The organism is Tissierella pigra (assembly GCF_018917845.1).
In the GTDB taxonomy this organism is placed as follows: domain Bacteria; phylum Bacillota; class Clostridia; order Tissierellales; family Tissierellaceae; genus Tissierella; species Tissierella pigra.
Genome location: NZ_JAHLPJ010000001.1, coordinates 3,257,338 through 3,281,768, shown reverse-complemented (window position 1 = coordinate 3,281,768; position 24,431 = coordinate 3,257,338). Strand labels below are relative to the sequence as shown.

Here is a 24,431-nt window from a genome sequence, read left to right as displayed (position 1 = left end):
AATATCTAAAAAATATTTATTATGTTTATCAATCGTCATTAGGTAAAGGTTGAATATATTTACAGATAAAAAAGTAAATTGATTATATTGAGATAAGTAATCTATAAATTATCTAAAGGTCTGAGGAGAAAAAATGGAGAGAACAATAGATCAAAATATGTTAGAAGATAAAAAAATTTGTATAGCTATAATGTCATCATTTTCAATACTTACAATCCAATATCTAATATTAGTATATTTTAATTTAATAGATACTAGTATTGGACAAATGATTCAGTTAATATCCAAAGGTTTAGTTGGTTCTTTTTATTTATTAGCTTTACCATCTGTGTTAAAAAGAAATAAAATTAAATTTATAGGGATATATTTTTTGGCTGTATTTGTATTTACATTTAACTATGTCTTTTTCAATGAAAATTGGATATATTTAAAATCTATTATATTCCCGTTATTTTTTACTGGTCTACCTTCTTTTATTTATGCTTATAGCATAAAGGACTGGGATATGTTAATAAAAATTATGAAGAAAACAAGTAATATTGTTTTTGTTGTGGGAACTTTTATAGGAATATTGGTATTTACAGGCAACGCATTAATAGGAGCATATAGTATGAGTCTATCTTATTACATGTTATTGCCAACGATAATGTATATGAATGAATTCCTTGATAAGGTATCTCTTAAGGGTGGAGTTATCTTAGGAGTATCCTTATTAGTAATACTCGCATTAGGTTCTAGAGGAGCAATTATGTGTATTGGAGTATTTGCTATATTAAAACTTGTAAGAAAGATAAAGAAATTAACTTACACCAAAGTACTTATATATTTAATTATACTTTCAATAATGATTATGGGACTAGTATTCTTAAATGAGATACTTGAATATATATATAATTTTTTATTAAATTTTGGGATAAGAAGTAGAAGTATTGAGCTGTTTTTAAGAGATGATATGTATTTAAGTGGTAGAGATAAATTATATGAATATGTCATTGAAGAAATCTTTAACAACCCATTTTTAGGGATAGGATTAACTGGTGATAGGTTTATTCTAGATGGAGGTTATGCTCATAATATTTTTATAGAAATATTAGCAAATTTTGGTTTAGTGATAGGAACTATTATTATCATTACAATATTGTATATAGTTGTTAAGTCTTTATTCATTAAAGATATCAAAAAGTATAATATGGTCATTGTTTGGTTAAGTATTGGATTTGTTCATTTATTTGTAAGTAGTTCATATTTGATAGATTTTAAATTTTGGATTTTATTAGGATTAAGTTTAAAAGTGGTATTTACTAAAAACAAGCTTATAGATAATTATGATTAATACTAGCTGATATTAATTGATGCCATAAATGACAGGAGGAAAGATTGTGGGAGATAAAATCAATATACTATTTTTAGTAAATAAATTTGATATAGGTGGTGTACAGAAAGTAAATGTACAAATGATAAATCTAATAGATAAGGATAAATTTAATGTACACATACTTTATGTAAAAGATGGCATAATGAAGCAAGAAATTATAGATCAAAGGATTGTATTTATAAAATTAGGAGATAAATTGGAATTAAAGTCTTTTGTAAATATAAAATATTTATTTAAAATTCTTAGATACATTAAAGTAAATAATATTGACATTATACATACAATAGATCCTATATTATACTTTATAGGAGCAACTGCATCGCATTTTACTAAGATTAAACATATAAGATCACAACCTAATTTTATTAGAAAATACGAGAAACTCAACGCTAAGACACTAAAAATTCTGCCTTTTGAAAAGTGGACTAATAAATATATTACCTTCAATAATAGTACAAAAATGGATTTAAACCTAGCAGGTGTTCCTTTAGAAAAAATACAAACTATACATAGTTATGCAAAAATCGATGAATTAAATAATGTAACGAATCTTTCAGATATAAGACAGGAAATAAATATAGCACAAGATACAAAGATTATTTGTTCCATTGGTAGGTTGGTTGAAGGAAAAGGTTTAGAAACATTTATTAAGATGATACCTTTTATAATTAAAGATTATAAAAATGTTATATTTTTGATTGTTGGTGATGGGCCTTTAAAGGAAGAATTAATTAAGATGTGTGAAGAATATGGAATTGAGAAATCTGTATATTTTTTAGGGTTTAGAACTGACATACCCAACATTGTAAAACAAATTACATTGGGTGTTTATGTTACTGCTGATTCTGCTGGTATGATAGATATACCATGGGGGCATAAGGTTTTAATATCGAGACAAAGTGACATTATGAAGGAATATATTTTAGATGGAGAAACTGGAATCTTAGTAAACAGTGATAAACCTGAAGATTATGCCAATATTGTGATACGGCTCTTGCAAAGTCCAGAATATATTAATGTTATGGAACTAAAAACAAAGGAATTTTATAGTAATAAGTTTGATGGAAATAAGAATATGAAAATATTTCAAGATTTAGTTATAAAATTAATAAATAATAAATAATGATAAAATAAAACTTAATAAATCTATAAAAATCGTAGATGTTAAAATTGAAAAGTCATATATGTAAATCCTTGATATTAACTATTTTTTTAACATAGGAAGATTGAAAGATTACTATTTAGTCCATAACCATTTTAGATAATCATCATGATTATAGTAAAATATAATCAATAGGAGATTATTGAAACCAGAAGCAAAAATACAAGATATTCAGGAGAACTTTAAATTTAAATTATTAAAGAAATATAAGAAATGAGTAATTCAACTTTAATATCAAGAAAGCAAACAACAGTCTTAGGTATAGTGGTAAGGTGTGTCAGTGAGTCAAAGGTAGTTAATAAGAATAGTATCTTAATATAGATTATAGTACTAATTTCTCTTCAGAAAAAGAAAATGAACAGTTAAAAAAAGATATTAGATGAAAAAAACTTAGAATTAGTTATTCTTAAAGACTTGCTAAAAAACAACCCTATTCTTTAATATAAATGACTTGTCGGATAATGGTCTTAGATTCTTTTAAGAATATTCATTTTACCTAAACTCCTATTTAGTTAGTCTAGGAAATTTGTTACAAATTCTATACTTATTCTTAATATTATTAATAGACTTACATAGAGTCTCATTAGGTAATATCTGAATATATGAAATCCTATAATAAACCTAAAATTCATGGCTTCTTAGGATATATTTTTCCAAAGTCTTTGTCCAATATTAAGAGGTATGTGCTATTAATGGGAATACAACATTTAAATTACATAGGTTTGATCATATGAAGTTGTTAGATAGATAGTGAGGATGAACGTTATAGATGTTGAATTAATAGAAATACTATATAAATATGGGGGAAAATCATGAGCAAATCAAACAAAACAGTCAAATCGGCATTAATAATAATAATCTTTTCCCTAGGAAGTAAATTCCTAGGGTTTATTAGGGAAGTGCTTATAGCAGCAAAATTTGGTTCTAGTATAGAAACAGATACATTTTTTATTGCTTTATCAGCATCTGCACTTATATCAGGTTTTTTAAGCAATGCCATAAGTACAACATTTATTCCAGTTATTTCTGAGGTAGAATCTAAAAAGGGAAAAAAAGGTAAGATAGAACATACAAATAATATGATTAATGTTATATTTTTTGTATCTTTGATATTATTAGTTATAGTCTCACTAGGAACCCCAATGCTAGTAAAATTACTGGCTTCTGGCTTTGAAGGTAAACAATTTGATTTAGCTGTTAAATTAACTAGAATTGGTTTATCCATGATATTATTCAGTGGAGTGATAGGAGTAATGACAGGATATCTTCAATCAGAACAAAGATTTAATGCCACTGCTATGATAGGGTTTCCATTTAATTTTGTTTATATATTTTTTCTTTTATTTTTATCTTCTATGTTTGGAATAAAGGGACTAATGGTTGCAGGAGTAGTTGCTACATTTTCACAACTACTGGTGCAGATTCCAGAGGCTAGAGCATCTGGATTTAGATATAAATTTATATTTGATATAAAGGATAAATATATAAGAAAAGTTCTATATCTTAGTTTACCAGTATTGATAGGTGTAGCTATCAACGATTTAAATGCTGTAGTTGATAGAACACTGGCTTCTAATTTAGTTTTAGGCAGTATATCGGCTCTAAACTATGCAAATAAGTTAAGTGGACTTATACTGGGTGTATTTATATCAGCCATCACTACTGTAATATTTCCAGTATTATCAAAAGAAGCTAACAATGAAAATATAGATGGGGTTAAAAGTACTATGAGTTATGGAATCAATCTTATATTATTAATTACCATACCTGCCACAGTAGGAATGATTGTATTAGCTAAACCTATTGTAGAAATAGCCTTTCAAAGAGGAGAATTTGATGCTACAGCTACTTTAATGACTTCACAGGCTCTTGTGTTTTACTCTATGGGACTAGTGGCTTCATCACTAAGATTACTTATAACTAGAGTATACTATTCATTACAAGATACTAAAACTCCAATGATAAATGGAGTTATTTCTGTAGGATTTAATATAATTTTAAACCTTATATTAGTTAGATTTATGGCTCATGCAGGACTAGCATTAGCAACCAGCATAGCAATCACAATAGCCACTATTATGTTATTATACGGTTTAAAAAAGAAGATAGGTTCATTAGGTACTAAACAGTATATTACAACCTTTTTTAAAACTGGATTAGCTTCGTCTATCATGGGGTTAGTAGCTTATATAGCTTATAATGGATTATATGGTATTTTAGGAGTATCTAAATTATATAATTTAATGTCATTATTAGTTGCAGTAGGACTTGCAGTTATAGTATACGGAGTATCGTGTTATTTATTTAAAATAGAAGAAGTAAGAGATGCAGTGCATAAAATAATAAAGAAACTATAAAATATCCAAGTTCTATAGTTTCTATTATTATAATTACTATTACCATACTAAAAAAGATAGACTAAAAAGTCTATCTCTTTTCTATATCTTATAGAAATACTATCCTAATTTTGTTATAATGAAGTAAAAGAAACTATATATTCTACAAAAGAGGGGAATTATCATGGGAAAAAGAAGGTCTTTCATATTACTTATTCTAGATACTATTCTAATCAATATATCATATCTTCTATCTCTATATATTAGATTTGAAGGGGATATATTAGGAACTCAGTTCTTGGAGTATTTTACAAAATATAAGGAAAATTTTATCTATATTACAGCAATCAAACTAGTTATATTTCTATACTTCAAATTATATAAATCTGTATGGAAATATGCTAGTATTGAAGAGTTGATAAATATTGTAGTGGCCAGTATAGTATCTAATGCTGCTATACTTAGCTATATGTTTATAATGCAATCTAATTTGCCTAGAAGTATTTACATATTAGCTACTTTACTTGATATGGTCCTTATTGGGGGAATTAGATTTAGTTCTAGAGCCGTAAATAGTATAGGTAGTGGAATTCTTAAGAAAGATAATCAAAAGAAAATAATGATAATTGGTGGGGGAGATGCTGGAGCTATGGTTATTAGAGAATATAAAAATCATACTCAGCTAGACAGTAAGCCAGTTGCCATTATTGATGATAATGAAAAGAAGCAGGGTCAGATGATAAACGGAGTACCAGTAGTTGGAAAAAGAGTAGATATTCCAACAGTAGCTGAAAAGCTTAAAATCGATGAAATTATAATTGCCATGCCTTCTGCATCTAAGACGGAAATAAGAGATATAGTTGAAATTGCAAAGACTACAAAGGCCAAACTGAAAATTTTACCTGGTATGTTTGAGTTAATAGATGGAAAAGTCAGTATCAAAAATATTAGAGAAGTAGATATAGGGGACCTTCTAGGTAGAGAAGAAATAAAGACAAATTTAAGAGAAATTAGTTCATATATAACTAATAAGATAGTGTTGGTAACAGGTGGTGGAGGTTCTATTGGTTCGGAACTTTGTAGACAGATTGCAAATTTTAATCCAAAAAAATTAATTATTGTAGATATATATGAAAACAATGTTTATGATATACAAAATGAACTTTTGAGAAAGTATAAGAATTTAAATTTAAGGACAGTTATTGCTTCCATAAGAGATAAAGATAGAATAATGGAATTGATGAACAATGAAAAGCCACAGGTTGTATTTCATGCTGCAGCTCACAAGCATGTACCTTTAATGGAAGAGAGTCCAAAGGAAGCAATAAAAAACAATGTATTTGGTACATTGAATTTAGCTCAGGCTGCTGATAAAGTTGGTGTGGACAAGTTTGTTATGATTTCAACGGATAAGGCTGTCAATCCTACTAATATTATGGGGGCTAGTAAAAGAATATGTGAAATGATTATTCAATCTATAAATAGTGTTAGTCAGACAGAGTTTGTAGCCGTAAGGTTTGGAAATGTACTAGGTAGCAATGGGAGTGTAATTCCTTTATTTAAGAAACAAATAGCTGAAGGGGGACCTGTTACTGTTACTCATGAAGATGTTATTAGATATTTTATGACTATTCCAGAGGCAGTACAATTAGTTATTCAAGCTGGAGCTATGGCTAATGGTGGTGAGGTCTTTATATTAGATATGGGAGAGCCTGTAAGGATAGTAGATTTGGCTAAGGATCTTATTAGGTTATCTGGATTTGAACCAAATGTAGATATACCTATTGTCATCACGGGACTTAGACCTGGGGAGAAGTTATTTGAAGAATTATTACTTGATGAGGAAGGTATATCTGATACTAAGCATGATAAGATATTTATAGGAAAGCCGACTTTTACAGATTATAAATTACTTTTAAGGTCATTGGAATCAGCCAATAGAATCATAAAAATAGGTACAGATGAAGATATAAAAAATTACGTTAAAACAATAGTACCTAATTATAAGGAAAACAATGAGGAAAGCCATAATGAGGATAAAGGATTGGCTAAGTCTGAAATATAACTAGTTATATACGTTAATTATACACAATAGTATCATTTAAAAAAAGATGAAAGAACGAAACCCCAAAGGAATCAATCCTTTGGGGTTTGCTTAGTCTTCTATAAAACAGGGGATGCACCTGTTTTATAATTAAGAGAATGTAAATAACTTTGTGCTTTAGAGAGAATCGTTCATCTCTAATCTGACAAGAAATATTAAACTGGATAAAACTTACAACTAAATATCTTGATTTTATCTTTGCCAAGACTATTTTATTTTATGCATTAAAATGAATAGTTTTGGCAATAATTTTATATAAGTGATGCTATGACTTTTTACAAATGGATTTTAGCTTTACTTTTATAAAAAACTCTTTTGTTTTTTAAGGAGTTATAGGCTTTAAATCAGTATTACAAGCTATTTAAACGCCCATAATTCCAGATTTAGAAGGTTTTTATATGCCACTCAGTATAATTACATTAAAGATGGACATTTACTCGTTCTTCAAAGAAGATGGATAGTTGATTTATAATTAAATCCCAGCTTTTATATCTTTTGGTCCATTTCTTTATGGTATTTTGACTAGCTAAGTAAAGTATCTTTTCTAGAGCTTGATCAGATGGGAACATAGTTTTAGTCTTGGTTACTTTTCTTAGCTGTCTATGAAAACCTTCTATTATATTTGTAGTGTACATTATGGTTCGAATCTCCTGAGGATACTTGAAAAATGGAGATAGTACATCCCAATTTGACTCCCAACTCTTAACTGCATGTGGGTATTTATCTCCCCATTTCTTTTCAAGTTCCCCAAGGTTTTCAAGAGCTTCTTCTTCATTTATCGCCTTATATACTGATTTAAAATCATTAGCAAACTCCTTTGAATGCTTGTAACTAACATATTTAAAAGAATTTCTAAGCTGATGAATTACACATCTTTGTATTTCTGCATTAGGATATGCTGCATTTATTGCCTCTTTAAGCCCTGTTAATCCATCTACGCTAAATATTAATACATCTTGTAGACCTCTATTTTTCAAATCATTCAAAACTCCAAGCCAGAACTTAGCTGATTCATTTTCACCTATCCAAATCCCTAAAACATCTTTAAATCCGTCTAAATTAACACATAAAACTACATAAGCTGCTTTGCTTTTTATCTGTCCATCTTCTCTTACTTTATAATGTATTGCATCCATAAATACAAATGGATATATTGGATTTAGGGGTCTATTCTGCCATTCTTTTATATGTGGAATTATTCCATCAGTCATTTTACTTACCATTTCGGCTGATATTTCTATTCCATATATATCCTTTATCTGTTCGTGTATATCTCTAGTTGACATACCCCTTCCATAAAGAGCTATTACCTTTTCTTCAATACCAGAAATATCTCTTTTATTTTTAGGTATTACAATTGGCTCAAACTCACCATTTCTATCCCTTGGTACTTCTAGTGGAATTTCACCAAATTGAGTTTTTACAGTCTTTTGGGTATAGCCATTTCGCCTATTATCTGTTTGTTTATTCTTTTTATCTCCTTTAGAGTACCCTAATTCTGCCTCAAGTTCTGCATCTAACATTTCTTGAAGTACATCTTTAAACATATCCTTTAGATATGAATGAAGATCTCCTGGTGTTGTTAAATTTCCATCACTAATCATATTTCTTAAAACTTCTTTTGGTAATGTTGACATAAAAAATTCTCCTTTCTGGTTCAAATCATATTTTGATTCTTGCCAGAAAAGAGAATTTTATTTCGTAAAAGCACAGATTATTTTACACTACCATAATTAATTATAATTTAATATAAGATGGTTCCCATAATATACTTTAGCATAAATATAGACATCTAGATATCTTTCAACTTCTTTAATCGCATCTCTTACATCATACATATCGGGTTCATTACTGTTTCCTCTATCTTCAAAAACAATAGTTGCATCTACTCTGTTGGAATTCCCTTCATAAGTTCTTATACTCTCAATAGTACCTAATTTTTTCAAGTCTCTTTCTAACTCTCTTTCTACATCTCTATAGTCTCCATAACCATAGTCATAGCCATAGTCTCTGTCACTAACTGTAACTTTACCATTGTTATTCATAGTAAATGTGTATAATGTATATCTTTGGTAATTATCGTAAATACTACCTTCTACCTTATGATTCTTAAATGCTTTGCTAATGTCTTCAGCTATATCTTCCATTAAGGATTTTTTATCAGCTACTCTCATTTTTCTCCAAGCATTGCTTTCATAGTAATCTTTAGTATCTATAGTTATAGTAGCTGTAATTCTACTACTAGTTTCTTTTAAAGTTATATCAAAACTAACATCATCTACTACTCCGTAATCTTTATTTAATTTCTTTTCTAATTCTTTAATATCAGTTTTAGATGATTCTTCTTTCTTTTCTTCTTCTTTAACTTTATTTTTTAGTTGATTAATCTCTGCTTGTAATGCTGCTATTTCTTGGTCTTTTAGCTCAAGTTGTTTGTTTAATACTAGCTTTTCAGAATCTACAAAGCTTGCAGTATGAGTTGAACTATCATAAGTAACGCTTACGCCCATAATATCAGCTAAAGCTCTAACAGGTACATAAGCTCTGCCATCATATTCTTTTACTGTAAAAGCTGGAGCACCATATTTATCTTCAACTGATTTGGTAATATCTTCACCTTGGTAACTTAGCTTAATCCTACCGTGAGTAGCAGTAATCTTTTTATCAAATATTCCATTAGCTGCAAAAGCTACTGTACTCAATAACATAACTCCTAACAACGAACTCACAACAACCTTTTTTGTTTTCTTGCTTCTAAACATTAATCCCCCTCCTAATTTAATATAGTGTCTTACTATAATAATATCATTTTTTAACTTTATATTCAATAAAAGGAAGGAAAATTACATAATTTACCTAATTTCTTCAAGTATAATCTTTGTAAAAAGTTTGCCCCCTTCTATATTTAAGTGACTTGAATCAAAGAATAATTTTTCATTATTTTCAAATCTAGGGTCATGGGAATAGTCTAGGTATTGTATATCTGGATATTTTTCTAGTAATCCATCTATGGTATCTTGAAATTCCTTATAAAAGTCCTCTGAAAAATGTTCATTATAGTATTTAGTAAAAGGTGTAGTTGTAATTACAGGTCGTATATTATTTTCTATAGCTGTAGCAATTATATTATCTACAATGGCTACAAATTTATCTTTATCTTTTCTTCCTTCTTCTATAAACTCCAAATGTCTTCCTGCTGTATCATTGCTTTCCTCTTTCATTTTATCTATAGGCATTGAGGAGGTTTTATAGACTGATTTTGGCTCATGTGCCTTTTCTTCTTTTATAAAGGCATATTTAATATTTGACTCTGCTGTAACTACTGGTAACGCCTTGTACTTTAAGTATTCACTAAGCTTTGGTTTTTTAATGTCTTTTAAGCTTAGAAATGGGTAATACATTTTATTGAAATCTTCAAAGTTTTCATTATCATATCCTAGATAAAAGGATATATAGGATATGGGAATAATAACTGTAGATCCTTCTTTAAAGTTTTCAATATATTTTTCAAAAATCTTTTCATCATAGAAAACCCTTTGGGCAGGTAGGGCAAAGTTGAAGCCTACTAAATCCAAGTCCTCATATACAAAGGCATATTGGGCATGGGATGTGCCAAGGTTGGCTATGTCTATATTTTGTGGAACATAATAAAACTTGTCTGTTCCGTTTATGGATTTATATATATTTGTTTCTTTATATCTAGCATTTACATATCCTACCATTAATGAAAGGATTAGTAAAAATACTATGGTCTTTTTTATAAATCGAAGCATATTATCACCTCTAAAATTGGAAATAAATAAATTCTTGAGAACCAAAAGTGCCTAAAAGGATTATCCATAATACTAATATATAATATAGACTCCATCTTATCCAAATTGGCTTAGTGGATATGATTTCTCGTATAGTCTTCTTCTTATATTCCTGTATTAAATGTACTAACTCCATTACCCCTATGGATAAAAAGGCTACTTTAAGTTGGAAGCTATCTAATCCTAGTTGATCTATTGGAACTCCATTACCTATATTTATAAACATGTTTTTTATAACATAGATTGCATCTGATATATTATTTGCCCTAAAGAATATCCACCCAAAGCACACTAAGGCAAAGGTTATAGTTATCTGAAGGATATTGTGTAATGTTGGGATTTTATCTAATCCTATTAATTTAACAATTCTCTTTCTTATACTAGATGTCCATATGGAAAATATTTGATAAAATCCATGGATTGCTCCCCAGACTACAAAGGTCCAATTGGCTCCATGCCATAATCCTGATATTAAAAATACGGTGGCTAAATTTAGCTGCCATTTCCATTTAGATACTCTATTTCCCCCTAAAGGTATATAAATATAGTCTTTAAACCAAGTACTAAGGGAAATATGCCATCTTCTCCAAAATTCCGATATAGACTTCGCAAAGTAAGGTCTTCTAAAGTTTTCCATCAATCTATATCCCATGAACTGAGCTGAACCAATGGCTATATCTGAATATCCAGAGAAATCACAGTATATTTGAAATGCAAATAATATAGTAGCAAGTATAAGAGGAAATCCTGTATAATCATGGACATTATTATATACTGTATTGACTAATATTGCTACTCTATCAGCTATAACTACCTTCTTGAATAGTCCCCATGCTATAAGCTTTAAACCATTGGTGGCTAAATCATAATCAAAGTCATGTTTTTCTCTAAATTGAGGTAAGAGATTTTCTGACCTTTCAATAGGGCCTGCTACTAACTGTGGAAAAAATGTTACATACAAGGAAAAAATTCCAAGATGTTTTTCTGGCTTTATAACACCCTTGTACACATCAATGGAATAACTCATTGTCTGGAATGTATAAAAGGAAATACCCATAGGTAGCAGTAATCTAAACTGTGGGAGGTAAAATGGAATATTAAGATACTCTAACACAGTTTTAGCTGAGTCATTAAAGAAATTAAAGTATTTAAATAAGAACAATAAAGAGAGATTAGAGACTAGAGATAGTATAAGGTATTTTTTTCGTTTTTTCTTGTCATCTGTTCTTCCCATCATTATTCCTGCAAAATAGTCTATTAATGTGGAGATTATAATAAGTATAATATAAGCAGGTTTCCATGCCATATAGAAATAATAACTTGCCATAAGCAACAAAATCCACCTAAATCTATATGGAATCAGAAAATATGCCCCTACTACAAGGGGAAAAAATATTAAGTACTGTAAAGAATTAAAAAGCATAATTTCACCTAATTTCTCTTTATTTTAACATTAATATTATATATTATAATCCTTGTATTTTCAATAGAAAGGGAACAGTTGGTAAAACTGTTCCCTTTCTATGGTTTTATCCATTTTTTCAAATTATTTACTGCTGTAGTTTTTAGATTTACTACAGTTCTATAGCTTATACCTAATTCCTTTCCTATTTCATACATATTCATGTTTTCCATATAAAAGAGAAGGATGACTTGTTTTTGCCTTTCTGTTAGTTTATCTAAAGATTTTTTGATTAAGGTACTGGTTTCATCTTCTATAATGATTTCAATTGCATCTTTATGGTCTGATACTAAAAGATCTATTATTTCTCCATCATCTTCTCCAATAGGTTCATTGAGAGATAGGTGGATTTTTTCTTTATGTTTATTTAGATAAAGATATTTGAGTTTTGATTTTATATATCCTAGGAAATGTACTTCCTTAGATTCATCAAATTCCTTTATAGACTCTAATATGCAGATTATTCCATCCTGCATTAAATCATCATATTCATTAGGTTTATTATAGTATCTTCTAATGGAACTAACTAATAAAGGTCTTAGATTACTTATAATTTCATCAATAGAAGTTTTATCTCCTTTTTTAGCTTCACTAACTAACTTATCCCACATAATCTTCCTCATGTTCCGCTACATTTATATAGTAATCCTTATGGAAGTTCTTTATTATGTAGCCATTTCTTATATGATTTTGCACTGTAGATAAGCTAGATATGGATTTAATTATTTTTCCATCACTAAGACAAACTTCTCTATGGCTTTTTTCATCTCTTACTATATAGATATGTTTTATATTTACATAACTAAAGGCACCATCATTTTTACAAATAGTAGTTCTAGTTTTAATAGGAACAAAGATATTATCTTTATTAAAGGGCATAGGTATTAGGTTTGTTGATGATATAAGATTCTTATATTTTCTTTTTACTTCTGTAGGACTTATTTTGTAGTGTTTTTCCAATGATTTAGTTACAGTTTTAATAGATCTTTCAATTACAAAGGGTTCCATATTCTCTATATATACTATGGTACAATTTCCCTTTGCTTTCACATATTCTGGCAACAATGCCATAAGTTCATTTTCAAATAATCTCTCCATATGTTATTACCTCCTTTTATAACCAATAGGAAAGTTCTATTTTTTTATCTTTTATAAATAATGAACTTTCCACAACCTAAATGAGTTTAACAAAAGCTTTTGCCATAAACAGAACTAACGTTCATGCTTAAGAATATAATACCAGAACGTTAGTTCTAAATCAATAGAAAATATAGTTACAAGGACTTTAGGAAAGTCATCTTACAAAATATTTAAAATTCATAGTTTATATCAACTTTTTTTTACATATTTCCCGGGAAAACAACAAAAAAATTAATTGTAAATAGAATTTGTAGATTTATATCGTAATTGGGTATATATGTAAAAAAATAGGAAAAGGAGGAGAATCAATTGTTAGAAAAAAGACATTCTATTACAGGCAAAATATTTATAATTACAGCATTAGCACTTATAATATCAAATATTTCCATTGGTATATTAGGATATAATACGGCTAAAAGAGAATTAAGTAAACAAGGTGAAGATATTCTGAAAAATGGACTAAAGGCCGCCAACAATATGATACATATTGCCCAGAACTCTGTAAAAGATGGAGGACTTACTTTAGAAGAAGCAGAGAATTTAGTTAAGGAGAATTTAATTGGAAAGTTAAATCCAGATGGAACACGTGATACTTCTCAAACCATAGATTTAGGGGAAAATGGCTATTTCTTTATATTAAATGAAAAAGGGGATTTGCTAGGACATCCATATTTAGAAGGACAAAATACTTGGGATTTTAAAGATGAGTCTAAGAAAGAGGTTTTATTTGTTCAGGAAAGTATAGAAACTGCCTTAAATGGAGGAGGTTTTATTTATTATGATTGGAAGTTTCCAAATAGTGATGGAGTTGGAAGAAAGATAGTTTATAATGAAAAAGATACAGAGTGGGGATGGATAATTTGTGCTGGTAGCTATGAGAAAGATTTTAATAAAGGTGCTACAAAAATACTTAAAGCAACTATTTTTAGAGCCATAGCCTTTCTTATAGTGGGAGATGTAATCGTATATATATTGACTCATAAAATAGGAAATTCTCTAAGGGCCATTACATCTAGAGCTGATGATATTGCCAATTTAGATATAAGTGATAAAGTTTCAGATATGTTGACTAAGAGGAAAGATGAGGTAGGTATATTAGGAGGAGCATTCCAAAAGATAATTGACAACCTAAAGGGATTTGTAGACCATATATCCCATACTTCCCAAGACCTTGCCTTATCATCACGGGAACTTAGTCTATCTAGTGAACAATCTTCTGCATCTATAGGGGAAATAGCCAGAGCTATTGAAGATATTGCAGAAGGTGCTAGTAAACAAGCTATGGATATAGAAAATGGAGTAGCCCATATAGATGATTTAGGTAGATTAGTGGAGAAAAATCAGGAGTTTTTAAAGGAGCTTAATGATTCTACCTTGGAAATTGAAAAGATTAAAGACGAAGGTCTTGAAATCCTTATGGAACTAGTAAGAAATACTGAAACCAGCAATAAAGCAACTACAGATATTCAAAATGTAATTTATGATACTAATGAAAGTGCAGAGAAAATAGAAAAAGCTAGTAATATGATAAGAAGTATAACTGAGCAGACAAATATACTTGCCTTAAATGCAGCTATAGAAGCAGCAAGAGCAGGAGAAAGTGGTCGTGGCTTTGCAGTAGTTGCAGATGAAATAAGAAAACTTGCAGAACAGACTAATGGGTTTACTAAGGAGATAACACTGGTTGTATCTGATCTATTAGATAAGACTAAGGAAGCTGTAAATACTATGGATAATGTGGTAGAGGTAAGTAAAATCCAAAGTAATAGTGTAGAAGAAACTAATGAGAAGTTTGATGGTATTAAAAAAGCTATAGAAAGTTCCAATAGTATAATAGAATTAATCAACCAATCAGGTATAGAAATGCTTCAGAAAAAGGAGGCTATAGTAGATATAATCTATGAATTATCAGCAATATCACAGGAAAATGCTGCTGGAGCAGAGGAAGCAGCAGCTTCCATAGAGGAACAAACAGCAACTATGACTGAAATTGCCAATGCCAGTGAGTTATTGTCTCAGTTGGCAAAGGATATGGAAGAAAATTTATCTAGATTTAAATATTAAAATAAATAACCCCGACTTTGGGTCACCAAGAGTCGGGGTTATTATAATTATATATCAGCTATGGTTTTAGATAACTCTGTAATGCTTTCCGATAGCTGATTTAGTTTTCCTTCTATTCTTACTAATAAGTATATAGACAGAACTATGGGAAAACCCAGATTGGCTATACCAGAATATATTTCTTCCATTATATATCACCTTCCTACTAAATATCCAATTTAGTGATTGTTGTATATACTATTCTTGCTTCTGAAAGACCTATTATATCACTATTTGAGGATACGAATATATTTGATGCAAGAATTGCTTCCATTGCTTCCTTTACTTCTTCAGAATCTAGGTCTGATTTTGGTTCATCTATGGATAAGACAAATTTTTTATTTGCTTCGTCCATAAACTCCATTTCTAATTTAGTTTTTTCCATTATATCACCACCTTTCTATGAAGAAATTTTACTACTCAGTAAGAGTAGTGATTTCTACTTTTTGTACCTTTAACAAATTCTTTTGTTGCAACGATGCAATAATTGTAGCTGCATTATATAGGTTTTGGTCTTCTGCTGTAGCTTTAATTTGTGTAAAGGATTTTGGATGGATTTTTTGTTTGCCATCAATTATTCCACCATCCAGTTCAAGTTTCAAGGACATTTTCTCTTTAACAGTTTCTATAGCCATCATATCACCTCCTTGGTTAATATATAGGGTTGAAAAGTGAAAGTTACTAGAGCAATTTTAACTAAAGCTATAAGAACCATTAATTGTTGAGCAATAACTCGATAAATGGAGTTATTTGTCGAAATATGGGTATATATAAAAAAAGTAAGGGGGAGAAAAAATGAAACTAAAGGCAAAGTTACTTATATTTACTGCTTTTATATGTATTTTTTCAATTTTATTTATCTCGATTATTAACTATGCTTTAGCAATCAAGGAATTGGAGGAAAAGATTAATGAAAACACTATACTGGAGGCACATAACACTGCTGGTAAAGTAAATCAATGGGCAATTCAGCAGAAAGAATCCCTAAAGGCTATATTAGATATGATTATATATAATGATAATTATGAAAAGGAATATATGGAAGGATTAATGACTAAATTATTTAATGAACACCGAGATAATAACTATTATGTAGCCTATGGTGATAATGTTTATTTTAGAGAAGGAATAAATTTAGGAGAAGGATATGATGCCACAACTAGATTGTGGTATATAGGGGCAATGGCAACAGAAGATTTCTTTATTTCAGAGCCATATATAGATGCTGCTACTGATGAAATGGTAATCACCATGTCTAAGAAATTTAAAACTCAAAGTGGTATTGATGGTGTAATAGGTACTGATATATCTATTAATTATTTAGTAGATTTCATAGCTCAGGCTGATTATGGAGAAGGTTCATACGCATTTTTAATAGATGATAAAGGTAATATATTGACTCATTTAAATGATGAATATAAGCCTAATAAAGATGGAAACTTTAAGAATATAGATGACTTGGGAAAAGTAACAGAGATAATTAGAGCTGAAGGATTAAAACTTAAAGATAGAAGGACACAGGACTTTGATGGAGTCAATAGATTGTTTTTCTATGCTCCAATAGAAGAAAGCAATTGGACAGTAGGAGTGGCTGTGGAAAACAATCGTGTAATGGGTACTATAAATAGAGTAAACACCCTTACTTTAGCTGCTACAATAGGTGTAACCTTTATTTCGTTAATATTTGTATTATATTTGTCAAACAGTATAACAAATCCTATTAAGGATTCTGTGAATATTGCTGAAGATATATCTAATTTAGACTTATCTAAATCTATAGATGCAAAGAGATTAAATAGAAAAGATGAGTTAGGTGAAATATACAATTCTTTTAATCTTATTATAGAAAAGCTAAAGGTCTTTATGGGAGATATGAAAAAATCCATAGAAATAAGCAATGAGGTAAGTGAGGAAACTTTAAATAAGGTTCACTATTTATTAGGTCAAGCAGAGGATACTTCTGCTACAACGGAAGAATTATCTGCAGGTATGGAGGAGACTTCAGCTACTACTATATCTATAAATGAGTCTGCACAGGAAATAGAAAGGGCATTATCAGATTTTGCGGAGAAGGTAGAAGATGGTGCAAATACATCTAATGAAATAAGTATAAAGGCTGATAAACTAAGTCATCAATTCATTACTGCTAGAGACAAAACTATGAATATATATTCTGAGGCAAAAAATGAAATAGATAAGGCTATTACTTCATCTAAGGAAGTAGAAAAAATAAATATACTATCTAATGCAATACTGGAAATATCAGAACAAACATCTTTACTATCCTTAAATGCAGCCATAGAAGCAGCAAGGGCAGGAGAATCTGGCAGAGGTTTTGCAGTAGTTGCAAATGAAATAGGAAAACTGGCAGAAAATTCAAATAAGACAGTAGGAGAAATACAGGCTGTAACTGAGGGAATTACAAAATCAGTTGGAGATTTAATAAAAAGCATATCTCTTGTAATGGGTTTTATGGAAAGTGATGTATCTACTGATTATGAGTTAATGGTAGAGGCAGTAAGTCAATATAGGGAAGATGGATCACATCTAAATAATATAATAGCAGATTTAAGTGCTACAGCAGAAGAACTTTCAGCAACTGTAAATGAAATCTCCATAGCTATTAAAGAAGTATCTACTACAGTGGAAGAATCAACTGTGGCTACTACAAATATTGCAGACAAGAATATGAATATTGTAGATGCAGTAAATGATATAAGTAAAATAATAGAAAGAAATAAATATATATCAGATAGATTAGAAGAAATCGTTTCACAAGTAAGACTTTAGACTTAACTCCAGTTTTTGGTATAGTTTACCAAAAACTGGAGTTATTTTTGAAAAAGGGTAGGAAATTTGTTAAATTTGGTTTATAATGGATATAATCTAAATAATTAATAAATTTAAGGGGGTTTATAAATGAATTTTAAAAACAAAAGAATTTTAAGCTTCTTCTTATCAATAACCCTTGTAATAGGTATATTGATAGGAGCTAATCCAGCGTCAGCTGAAGAGGCACAGAAACTAATTATAGTACATGTTAACGACGTACATGGTAATGTAACTGATGATGGTGAGAATATAATCGGATTTGCAAAGTTGAAAACTATTGTAGATGAATTAAAGGCTAAAAATCCAAATGTTCTTTTACTTAGTGGCGGAGATATGATTCATGGAACTAACTTAGCAACATTAAGTAAAGGAGAGGTTATGGTAAACTTAATGAATGCTTTAGAATTTGATGCTTCAGCCATAGGAAATCATGAGTTTGATTATAATACTGAAAGATTATTAGAGTTAAAAGAAAAGGCTGAGTTTCCATTCTTAGGAGCAAATATAGTTAAAAAAGATGGAAGCAAATCAGACTTTGAAGAATATACAATTAAAGAATTAGAAGGATTAAAGATTGGTATTTTTGGTTTGGCTACAGAAGAAACAGTATATAAAGCTAATCCAACATTCTTTAAGGACATTAAATTTGAATCCCCTATAGAAGTAGCAGAAAAAATGGTTCAAAAATTACAAGATGAAAAGGTGGATATAATCATTGCTTTAACCCACCTTGGCTTAGACGAAGAATCTAAAAAAGCTGGTGCTACTTTATCTACAGATGTGGCAGAAAAAGTAAAAGGAATAGATATTATAGTTGATGGACATAGCCATACTGAATTACCAGAAGGTAAGTTAGTAGAAGATACTCTAATAGTTCAAGCTAATGAACATATGAAGAGAATAGGAATAGTAGAATTAGAAATAGCAGACGGTAAAATAGCTAAATCAACGGCTAAATTATTAGACTATGAAGGAACTAAGGAAGTAGTACAAAATGAAGAAGTAAAAACGGCAATTGAGAAAATAGAAGAAGCAAATAAAGAGATATTAGAAACAGTTGTAGGAAAGACAACAGTTAAGTTAGAAGGTGAAAGAACAGTAGTTAGAGCAAATGAATCTAATTTAGGAAACCTTTTAACAGATGCAATGCTTCATGTAAGTGATGCAGATGTGGCAATTACCAACGGTGGTGGAATTAGAGCTTCCATAGAAGAAGGAGATATTAAACTTGAGCATATTCACACTGTATTCCCATTTTCTAACTATCCAGTAGTTATAGAAGTAACAGGAAAAGCTTTAGTAGAAGCTTTAGAATTTGGTAATGATTCATATCCAGAGGTAGCAGGAAAATATCCTCATGTTGCTGGAATGACTTATAAAATAGACCCAAATAAAGAAGTAGGAAGTAGAATAATAGATTTATTAGTTAATGGTGAAAAAATCGATTTAGATAAGAAATATAAAGTAGTTACAAACGACTTTATGGCAGTAGGTGGAGATGGATATACAATGTTTGCAGGTGCTCCAGTATTAGCTCAATACGGTTTATTATCAGAAGTTATAGCAGAATATATAACTGAATTAGGAGAAGTTGCACCTGAAGTAGAAGGCAGAGTAATAGGCTTACCACTGGAAGTTACTGAAGCAGAACCTGTGGAAGAAACTAAGGAAGTAGTAGAGCCTATAGAAGATAAAGAAGAAGTAAAGGCTCCAGAAGTTAAACCAGAACTAAAGAAATATACAGTAAAATCTGGAGATGTTCTTTGGAAAATTGCTAGACAGTTTAATACTACTTGGGAAGAATTAGCAAAAATCAACAATTTAAAAAATCCACACCTAATATTCACAAATCAAGTGATATTAGTTCCATAAATTTTAAAGATAACTCCAATTTTGGTGCTTTGCATTAGAAATTGGAGTTATTTTTTCTTTATTATAGTATAATATCTTTAGAAGGAGGTTGAAGAAATGGATTTAATTTTAACCAATGGAAAAATCTATACTATGGATAAAAATAGGACTGTAGCTGAAGCTATGGCAGTAGAAGATCATATAATAAGAGCTGTTGGCAGTACTGAAGAAATATTAAATCTTAAAAAAGACAATACAATAATCTATGATTTAGAAGGAAAGACACTGTTACCAGGATTTAACGATAGTCATATGCACTTAGTGAATTATGGATATTCTTTAACTCAAGTAAATTTAATTGGTATATCCTCCATAGGGGAATTAAACAAGAGAGTATCCCATTTTATTGATGAAAATAAAATAGAAGAAGGTAGATGGATAAGAGGAAGAGGATGGAATCAAGATTATTTTACAGGAGAAAAAAGATTTCCAAGTAGATATGATTTAGATAAAATTTCTGCTACAAACCCTATAGTAGTTACAAGGGCATGTGGTCATGTTGTAGTTGTAAACTCTAAGGCATTGGAGGTACTAAATATAGGCAAAGAGACAGAGCAAATTGAAGGAGGACAATTTGATTTAGATGAGAATGGAGAGCCTACTGGTGTATTTAGAGAAAATGCTGTTGGATTAGTATATGATAATCTACCAACTCCTACAATTGAAGAAATAAAAGATATGATGAGAAACGCCATAAGAGATATGAATAAAGCGGGAATTACTTCTGTAGGAACAGATGATTTTGAGGCATTACCAGATAGGAATTATGAAAACATTTTAAAAGCTTATAAGGAATTAAAAGAGGAAAATAAATTAAACATTAGAATATATGAACAATGTTTATTATCAAATATAGATAAGTTACAAGGATTTATAGATAAAGGATATAGAACCTCCATGGGAGATAATTTATTTAAAATAGGACCACTGAAATTATTAATAGATGGTTCTTTAGGTGCTAGAACTGCTGCATTAATGAAACCCTATTCAGATGATCCTAATACTGTAGGAATTACTACAGCCACCGATAAGGAGTTATATAACTTGGTAGATTTAGCCCATAGAAATAATATACAAGTGGCTATTCATGGTATAGGTGACAAAGCTATGTATATGGCGTTTTCTGCAATAGAAAAGTCTTTAAAAAATAGTCCTAAAGAAAATCATCGTCATGGAATAGTTCATTGTCAAATAACTGATGAATATTTATTGGATAAGTTTAAGGAATTAAATGCTATTGCATATATTCAGCCTATATTTTTGGACTATGACTGGAAAATAGTAAGGGATAGGGTAGGAGAGGCAAGAGAAAAGACTTCATATAATTGGAAGACCATGGTAAACAAAGGAGTAGCTATAACATGTGGTTCTGATAGTCCTGTGGAGACGTTTGATGTAATGAAGGGAATATATGAAGCTGTCACAAGGAAAGATTTAGATGGAAACCCTAAAGATGGATGGCTGCCAGAACAAAAGTTAACAGTTGATGAAGCAGTGTATGGATATACCATGGGAGGGGCTTATGCTTCCTTTGAAGAAGATATAAAAGGGTCGTTGGAAGTAGATAAGTTGGCTGATATGGTTTTACTATCAGAAGATATATTCAATATAGATGAAGAAGATATAAAGAATGTAGATATTCATATGACCATTCTTGGTGGAAAAATAGTATATATATAAAACAACTCCGATTTTTGGTAGCCAAAAATCGGAGTTGTTTTATTAAAGTTTTATATTTTTCAGTATTCCCTGTAAAGAATCTGCTAGATTTGCTAATTCGTCTGTTGATGTGGTAATTTGTTCCATAGATGCCATTTGCTCTGTTGTTGCAGTAGATATATTGTGAATTTGTTCTGTTACTTCCTTTGATATGGATTCAGATCTTTCTATGGAAGTTACAGCTTCTTCTACACTAACGGAGACATTGGAAATAGCATCTATTGCATTTGACATACCTAAATTTATTGTACTTATGATTTCTGCTATATGATCAAAAGCTTTCTTAGTATCATTTACTTTATAAGTACCTTTTTCCACTTCTTCATTGCTAAATTCCATATTCTCATTTGCATCTATAATTAATTCGTGGTTTTGTTTAATGATTTTTCCTATTTCAGATGTGGAATTTTTAGTTTGTTCTGCAAGTTTTCTTATTTCATCTGCGACTACTGAGAAACCACGGCCAGCCTCTCCTGCTCTTGCTGCTTCTATGGCTGCATTTAAGGCAAGTAAATTAGTTTGATCTGCTATACCTTGGATAACCACAAGGATTGCATCCATTTTCTTAGAACTGCTATTAATGTTTTCTAAGGAGGATTTTACTTTATGTGTACTGGATTTAATATTATCCATCTGTGCAATTACTTCATCTACTACTGTTTTTCCTTCTTCTGTAACAACTAAAGCTTTTTCATTAGATTCTTCAACTAATTTACTTTCATTTAATGCTAATTGAAATTCATGACTTACATTATTCATCATATTTGAGATATTAAGCATTTCTTCTAATTGGGACTTAGATTTATCAGAGATTTCATTGGCAGCTTCTGATATGGAAATAGATGCAGCTGATGATTCCTCTGTAATAGCTGCCAATTCTTCTGATGATGCAGCCAAAGATTCGGATGATTCTTGGGTTTCTAAGGCGAAGGTTTTAATACTGTCTATTACTCTTTGAATAGATTGTCCCATTAATCCCAGTTCATCTTTTCGCTCAAGTATTTTATCATCTATAGTAAAACTTAAATCAAGGTTAGACAAATCTCTAGTTTTTTTACTTATATCTATGATTCTATCAGTTATTCTTTTACTGGAAAGATAGGATAAAATAATTCCAATTACTAAGGATACTGCACCAATAGATAATAGTGTTTGTTTCAATGAACTTAATCCGCTTAGTATATCCTCTTCTGTAATATTTACAATAAGACTCCATCCCTTAGAACCAATAGGAGCATATCCCACGTGAATGATTTCTTTATCTAGTTTATAACTTGTTATACCAGAGTCTTTATTTGATATGGATTCAAATAAATTTTCAATAGATGATTGAGAATTGGGAGCAACTCTATCTATTAGAGAATGAAAATTTATACTTGGTGCTTTTGTACTGGCATTTGGTATTATAGTGGGATGAGAGATAACATCTACCTGCTCGTCCAATATATAAGCAGAGCCACTTTCTCCAAGCTTTATATCATTTACAGTTTTATATAATTCATTTGCATTTTTATAGGCTATGATTGAACCTACTATTATCTTTTTATGTTTAAGTGGTACGGATATGGCTATGTCCATGGCTTCTGATTCTTCTCTGTAGAAGGGTTTAGAGAAAAATGAAGTACCACCATTTGAGGATTTAAAATAGTCAGTATCCTTTATATTTATTTTTGTGTTATCATCTAAAACTAGATTTCCTTTAGTGTCAGATATTCCTATACCAGAAAGTTTCAATCTAGCTTTTTCCGTCCTTAAAAGAATAAGCTTTTCTTCCCAAGATACTTCAGAGTCTCCTAGAAACTCTAAACTTCCTAAAGGTTCAATGGAAAGAGTATAATTTTGAATCTGTTCATTTACAATATTTGCAGAATCCGTTGCTTTATTAAGAAGTAGTTCGTGGGCATTTGCCATTAAAGATTTTTGACCAATCATATAAGCTGTACTACTTACAACAATAGAAAGAGCAATGATTAAAAGACTAATGGTTAGTACCAAAGATGTACCTATACTCCTTTGTGTTGCCTTTTCTTTAATTAGATTCTTCATACTATGTTTTTTAGACATAGGTTTTATAGGCGATTTTTTAAATAGATTTTTTATACTGTCTTTTTTAAGCAGAGGTTTTATCCTTAGCTTTTTAAACAAATTTTTCATACTCTGTTTTTTAGGTAGATATTTTACATTCCGTTTTTTAAACAGATATTTCTTTTCCCGTTTTTTAAACATATATCTCACTCCCTAGATAAAAATTATGATAAAACAATTATATACCAAATTTAGCATAAAGTCACATAAAACATAAAATTCTAAATATATTTATAATAGTTATCCAAATTATTAGGTAAAAAGCTATACTGTAAATTGTTTGAAAATATGGAATTTATTGACTTTATGGAGTTACAGTAGTATACTATTACCATGAAACTTTGACAGTATTGCTCCTACAAAATTTTGATTGGTTTAAATTAAAAAAAG

18 protein-coding genes are annotated in these 24,431 nt (G+C 29.9%); 8 read left to right on the top strand and 10 right to left on the bottom strand.

Going from position 1 to position 24,431, the window contains the following annotated elements:
* Positions 1-133 precede the first annotated feature (133 nt).
* The 4 genes from KQI41_RS16080 to KQI41_RS16065 all read left to right on the top strand — a co-directional run bounded on the left by KQI41_RS16080 (position 134) and on the right by KQI41_RS16065 (position 6,938).
* On the top strand, positions 134-1,333 hold the full coding sequence (locus KQI41_RS16080; protein ID WP_216585692.1) for an O-antigen ligase family protein: 1,200 nt from the start codon (positions 134-136) through the stop codon (positions 1,331-1,333).
* A gap of 46 nt (positions 1,334-1,379) precedes the next feature.
* The gene (locus tag KQI41_RS16075; protein WP_216585691.1) at positions 1,380-2,498 is read left to right on the top strand and encodes a glycosyltransferase; all 1,119 of its coding nucleotides are present in this window, start codon (positions 1,380-1,382) and stop codon (positions 2,496-2,498) included.
* A gap of 851 nt (positions 2,499-3,349) precedes the next feature.
* Positions 3,350-4,894, top strand: a complete 1,545-nt coding sequence (gene murJ / locus KQI41_RS16070) for a murein biosynthesis integral membrane protein MurJ (protein WP_216585690.1) — start codon at positions 3,350-3,352, stop codon at positions 4,892-4,894.
* A 163-nt stretch (positions 4,895-5,057) separates the two neighbouring features.
* Positions 5,058-6,938, top strand: coding sequence for a polysaccharide biosynthesis protein (locus tag KQI41_RS16065; RefSeq protein WP_216585689.1), 1,881 nt, complete (start codon positions 5,058-5,060; stop codon positions 6,936-6,938).
* 458 nt (positions 6,939-7,396) lie between these two features.
* On the opposite strand, the gene KQI41_RS16060 is transcribed toward KQI41_RS16065, so the two are convergent.
* The 6 genes from KQI41_RS16060 to KQI41_RS16035 form a co-directional block, all read right to left on the bottom strand.
* Positions 7,397-8,614, bottom strand: a complete 1,218-nt coding sequence (locus KQI41_RS16060) for an IS256 family transposase (RefSeq protein WP_216585688.1) — start codon at positions 8,612-8,614, stop codon at positions 7,397-7,399.
* Between the two features lie 96 nt (positions 8,615-8,710).
* Positions 8,711-9,739 carry a stalk domain-containing protein gene (locus tag KQI41_RS16055; RefSeq protein WP_216585687.1) on the bottom strand — a complete coding sequence of 343 codons (1,029 nt, stop codon included), beginning with the start codon at positions 9,737-9,739 and terminating at the stop codon, positions 8,711-8,713.
* Between the two features lie 90 nt (positions 9,740-9,829).
* The gene (locus KQI41_RS16050; RefSeq protein WP_216585686.1) at positions 9,830-10,750 is read right to left on the bottom strand and encodes an SGNH/GDSL hydrolase family protein; all 921 of its coding nucleotides are present in this window, start codon (positions 10,748-10,750) and stop codon (positions 9,830-9,832) included.
* Between the two features lie 10 nt (positions 10,751-10,760).
* Positions 10,761-12,116 (bottom strand): MBOAT family O-acyltransferase, encoded by a 1,356-nt coding sequence (locus tag KQI41_RS16045; RefSeq protein ID WP_216585685.1) that lies wholly within the window; start codon positions 12,114-12,116, stop codon positions 10,761-10,763.
* Positions 12,117-12,310: 194 nt separating this feature from the next.
* On the bottom strand, positions 12,311-12,862 hold the full coding sequence (locus KQI41_RS16040) for an RNA polymerase sigma factor (RefSeq protein WP_195837888.1): 552 nt from the start codon (positions 12,860-12,862) through the stop codon (positions 12,311-12,313).
* Positions 12,852-13,349 carry a hypothetical protein gene (locus KQI41_RS16035; protein ID WP_154438548.1) on the bottom strand — a complete coding sequence of 166 codons (498 nt, stop codon included), beginning with the start codon at positions 13,347-13,349 and terminating at the stop codon, positions 12,852-12,854. Before KQI41_RS16035 ends, KQI41_RS16040 begins: the two co-directional genes overlap by 11 nt.
* Before the next feature lie 351 nt (positions 13,350-13,700).
* On the opposite strand from KQI41_RS16035, the gene KQI41_RS16030 reads away from it, so the two are divergent.
* Entirely contained in the window at positions 13,701-15,455 is a 1,755-nt protein-coding gene (locus KQI41_RS16030; RefSeq protein WP_216585684.1) for a methyl-accepting chemotaxis protein, read from the top strand.
* Between the two features lie 47 nt (positions 15,456-15,502).
* Here KQI41_RS16030 and KQI41_RS16025 read toward each other — a convergent pair whose 3' ends face one another.
* The 3 genes from KQI41_RS16025 to KQI41_RS16015 are packed head-to-tail and all read right to left on the bottom strand — an operon-like array spanning position 15,503 to position 16,129.
* Positions 15,503-15,643, bottom strand: coding sequence for a YvrJ family protein (locus KQI41_RS16025; protein ID WP_154438544.1), 141 nt, complete (start codon positions 15,641-15,643; stop codon positions 15,503-15,505).
* Positions 15,644-15,660: 17 nt separating this feature from the next.
* Positions 15,661-15,879, bottom strand: a complete 219-nt coding sequence (locus KQI41_RS16020; protein ID WP_154438542.1) for a DUF2922 domain-containing protein — start codon at positions 15,877-15,879, stop codon at positions 15,661-15,663.
* A 31-nt stretch (positions 15,880-15,910) separates the two neighbouring features.
* Positions 15,911-16,129 carry a DUF1659 domain-containing protein gene (locus tag KQI41_RS16015; RefSeq protein ID WP_195837887.1) on the bottom strand — a complete coding sequence of 73 codons (219 nt, stop codon included), beginning with the start codon at positions 16,127-16,129 and terminating at the stop codon, positions 15,911-15,913.
* A 160-nt stretch (positions 16,130-16,289) separates the two neighbouring features.
* On the opposite strand from KQI41_RS16015, the gene KQI41_RS16010 reads away from it, so the two are divergent.
* The 3 genes from KQI41_RS16010 (at position 16,290) to KQI41_RS16000 (ending at position 21,917) form a co-directional block, all read left to right on the top strand.
* Positions 16,290-18,284, top strand: a complete 1,995-nt coding sequence (locus tag KQI41_RS16010; RefSeq protein WP_216585683.1) for a methyl-accepting chemotaxis protein — start codon at positions 16,290-16,292, stop codon at positions 18,282-18,284.
* 129 nt (positions 18,285-18,413) lie between these two features.
* Positions 18,414-20,198 (top strand): 5'-nucleotidase C-terminal domain-containing protein, encoded by a 1,785-nt coding sequence (locus KQI41_RS16005; protein WP_216585682.1) that lies wholly within the window; start codon positions 18,414-18,416, stop codon positions 20,196-20,198.
* 96 nt (positions 20,199-20,294) lie between these two features.
* Positions 20,295-21,917 carry an amidohydrolase gene (locus KQI41_RS16000; protein WP_216585681.1) on the top strand — a complete coding sequence of 541 codons (1,623 nt, stop codon included), beginning with the start codon at positions 20,295-20,297 and terminating at the stop codon, positions 21,915-21,917.
* A gap of 42 nt (positions 21,918-21,959) precedes the next feature.
* On the opposite strand, the gene KQI41_RS15995 is transcribed toward KQI41_RS16000, so the two are convergent.
* Complete coding sequence (locus KQI41_RS15995) at positions 21,960-24,182, bottom strand: methyl-accepting chemotaxis protein (protein WP_216585680.1); 2,223 nt, start codon at positions 24,180-24,182, stop codon at positions 21,960-21,962.
* Positions 24,183-24,431: the final 249 nt, after the last annotated feature.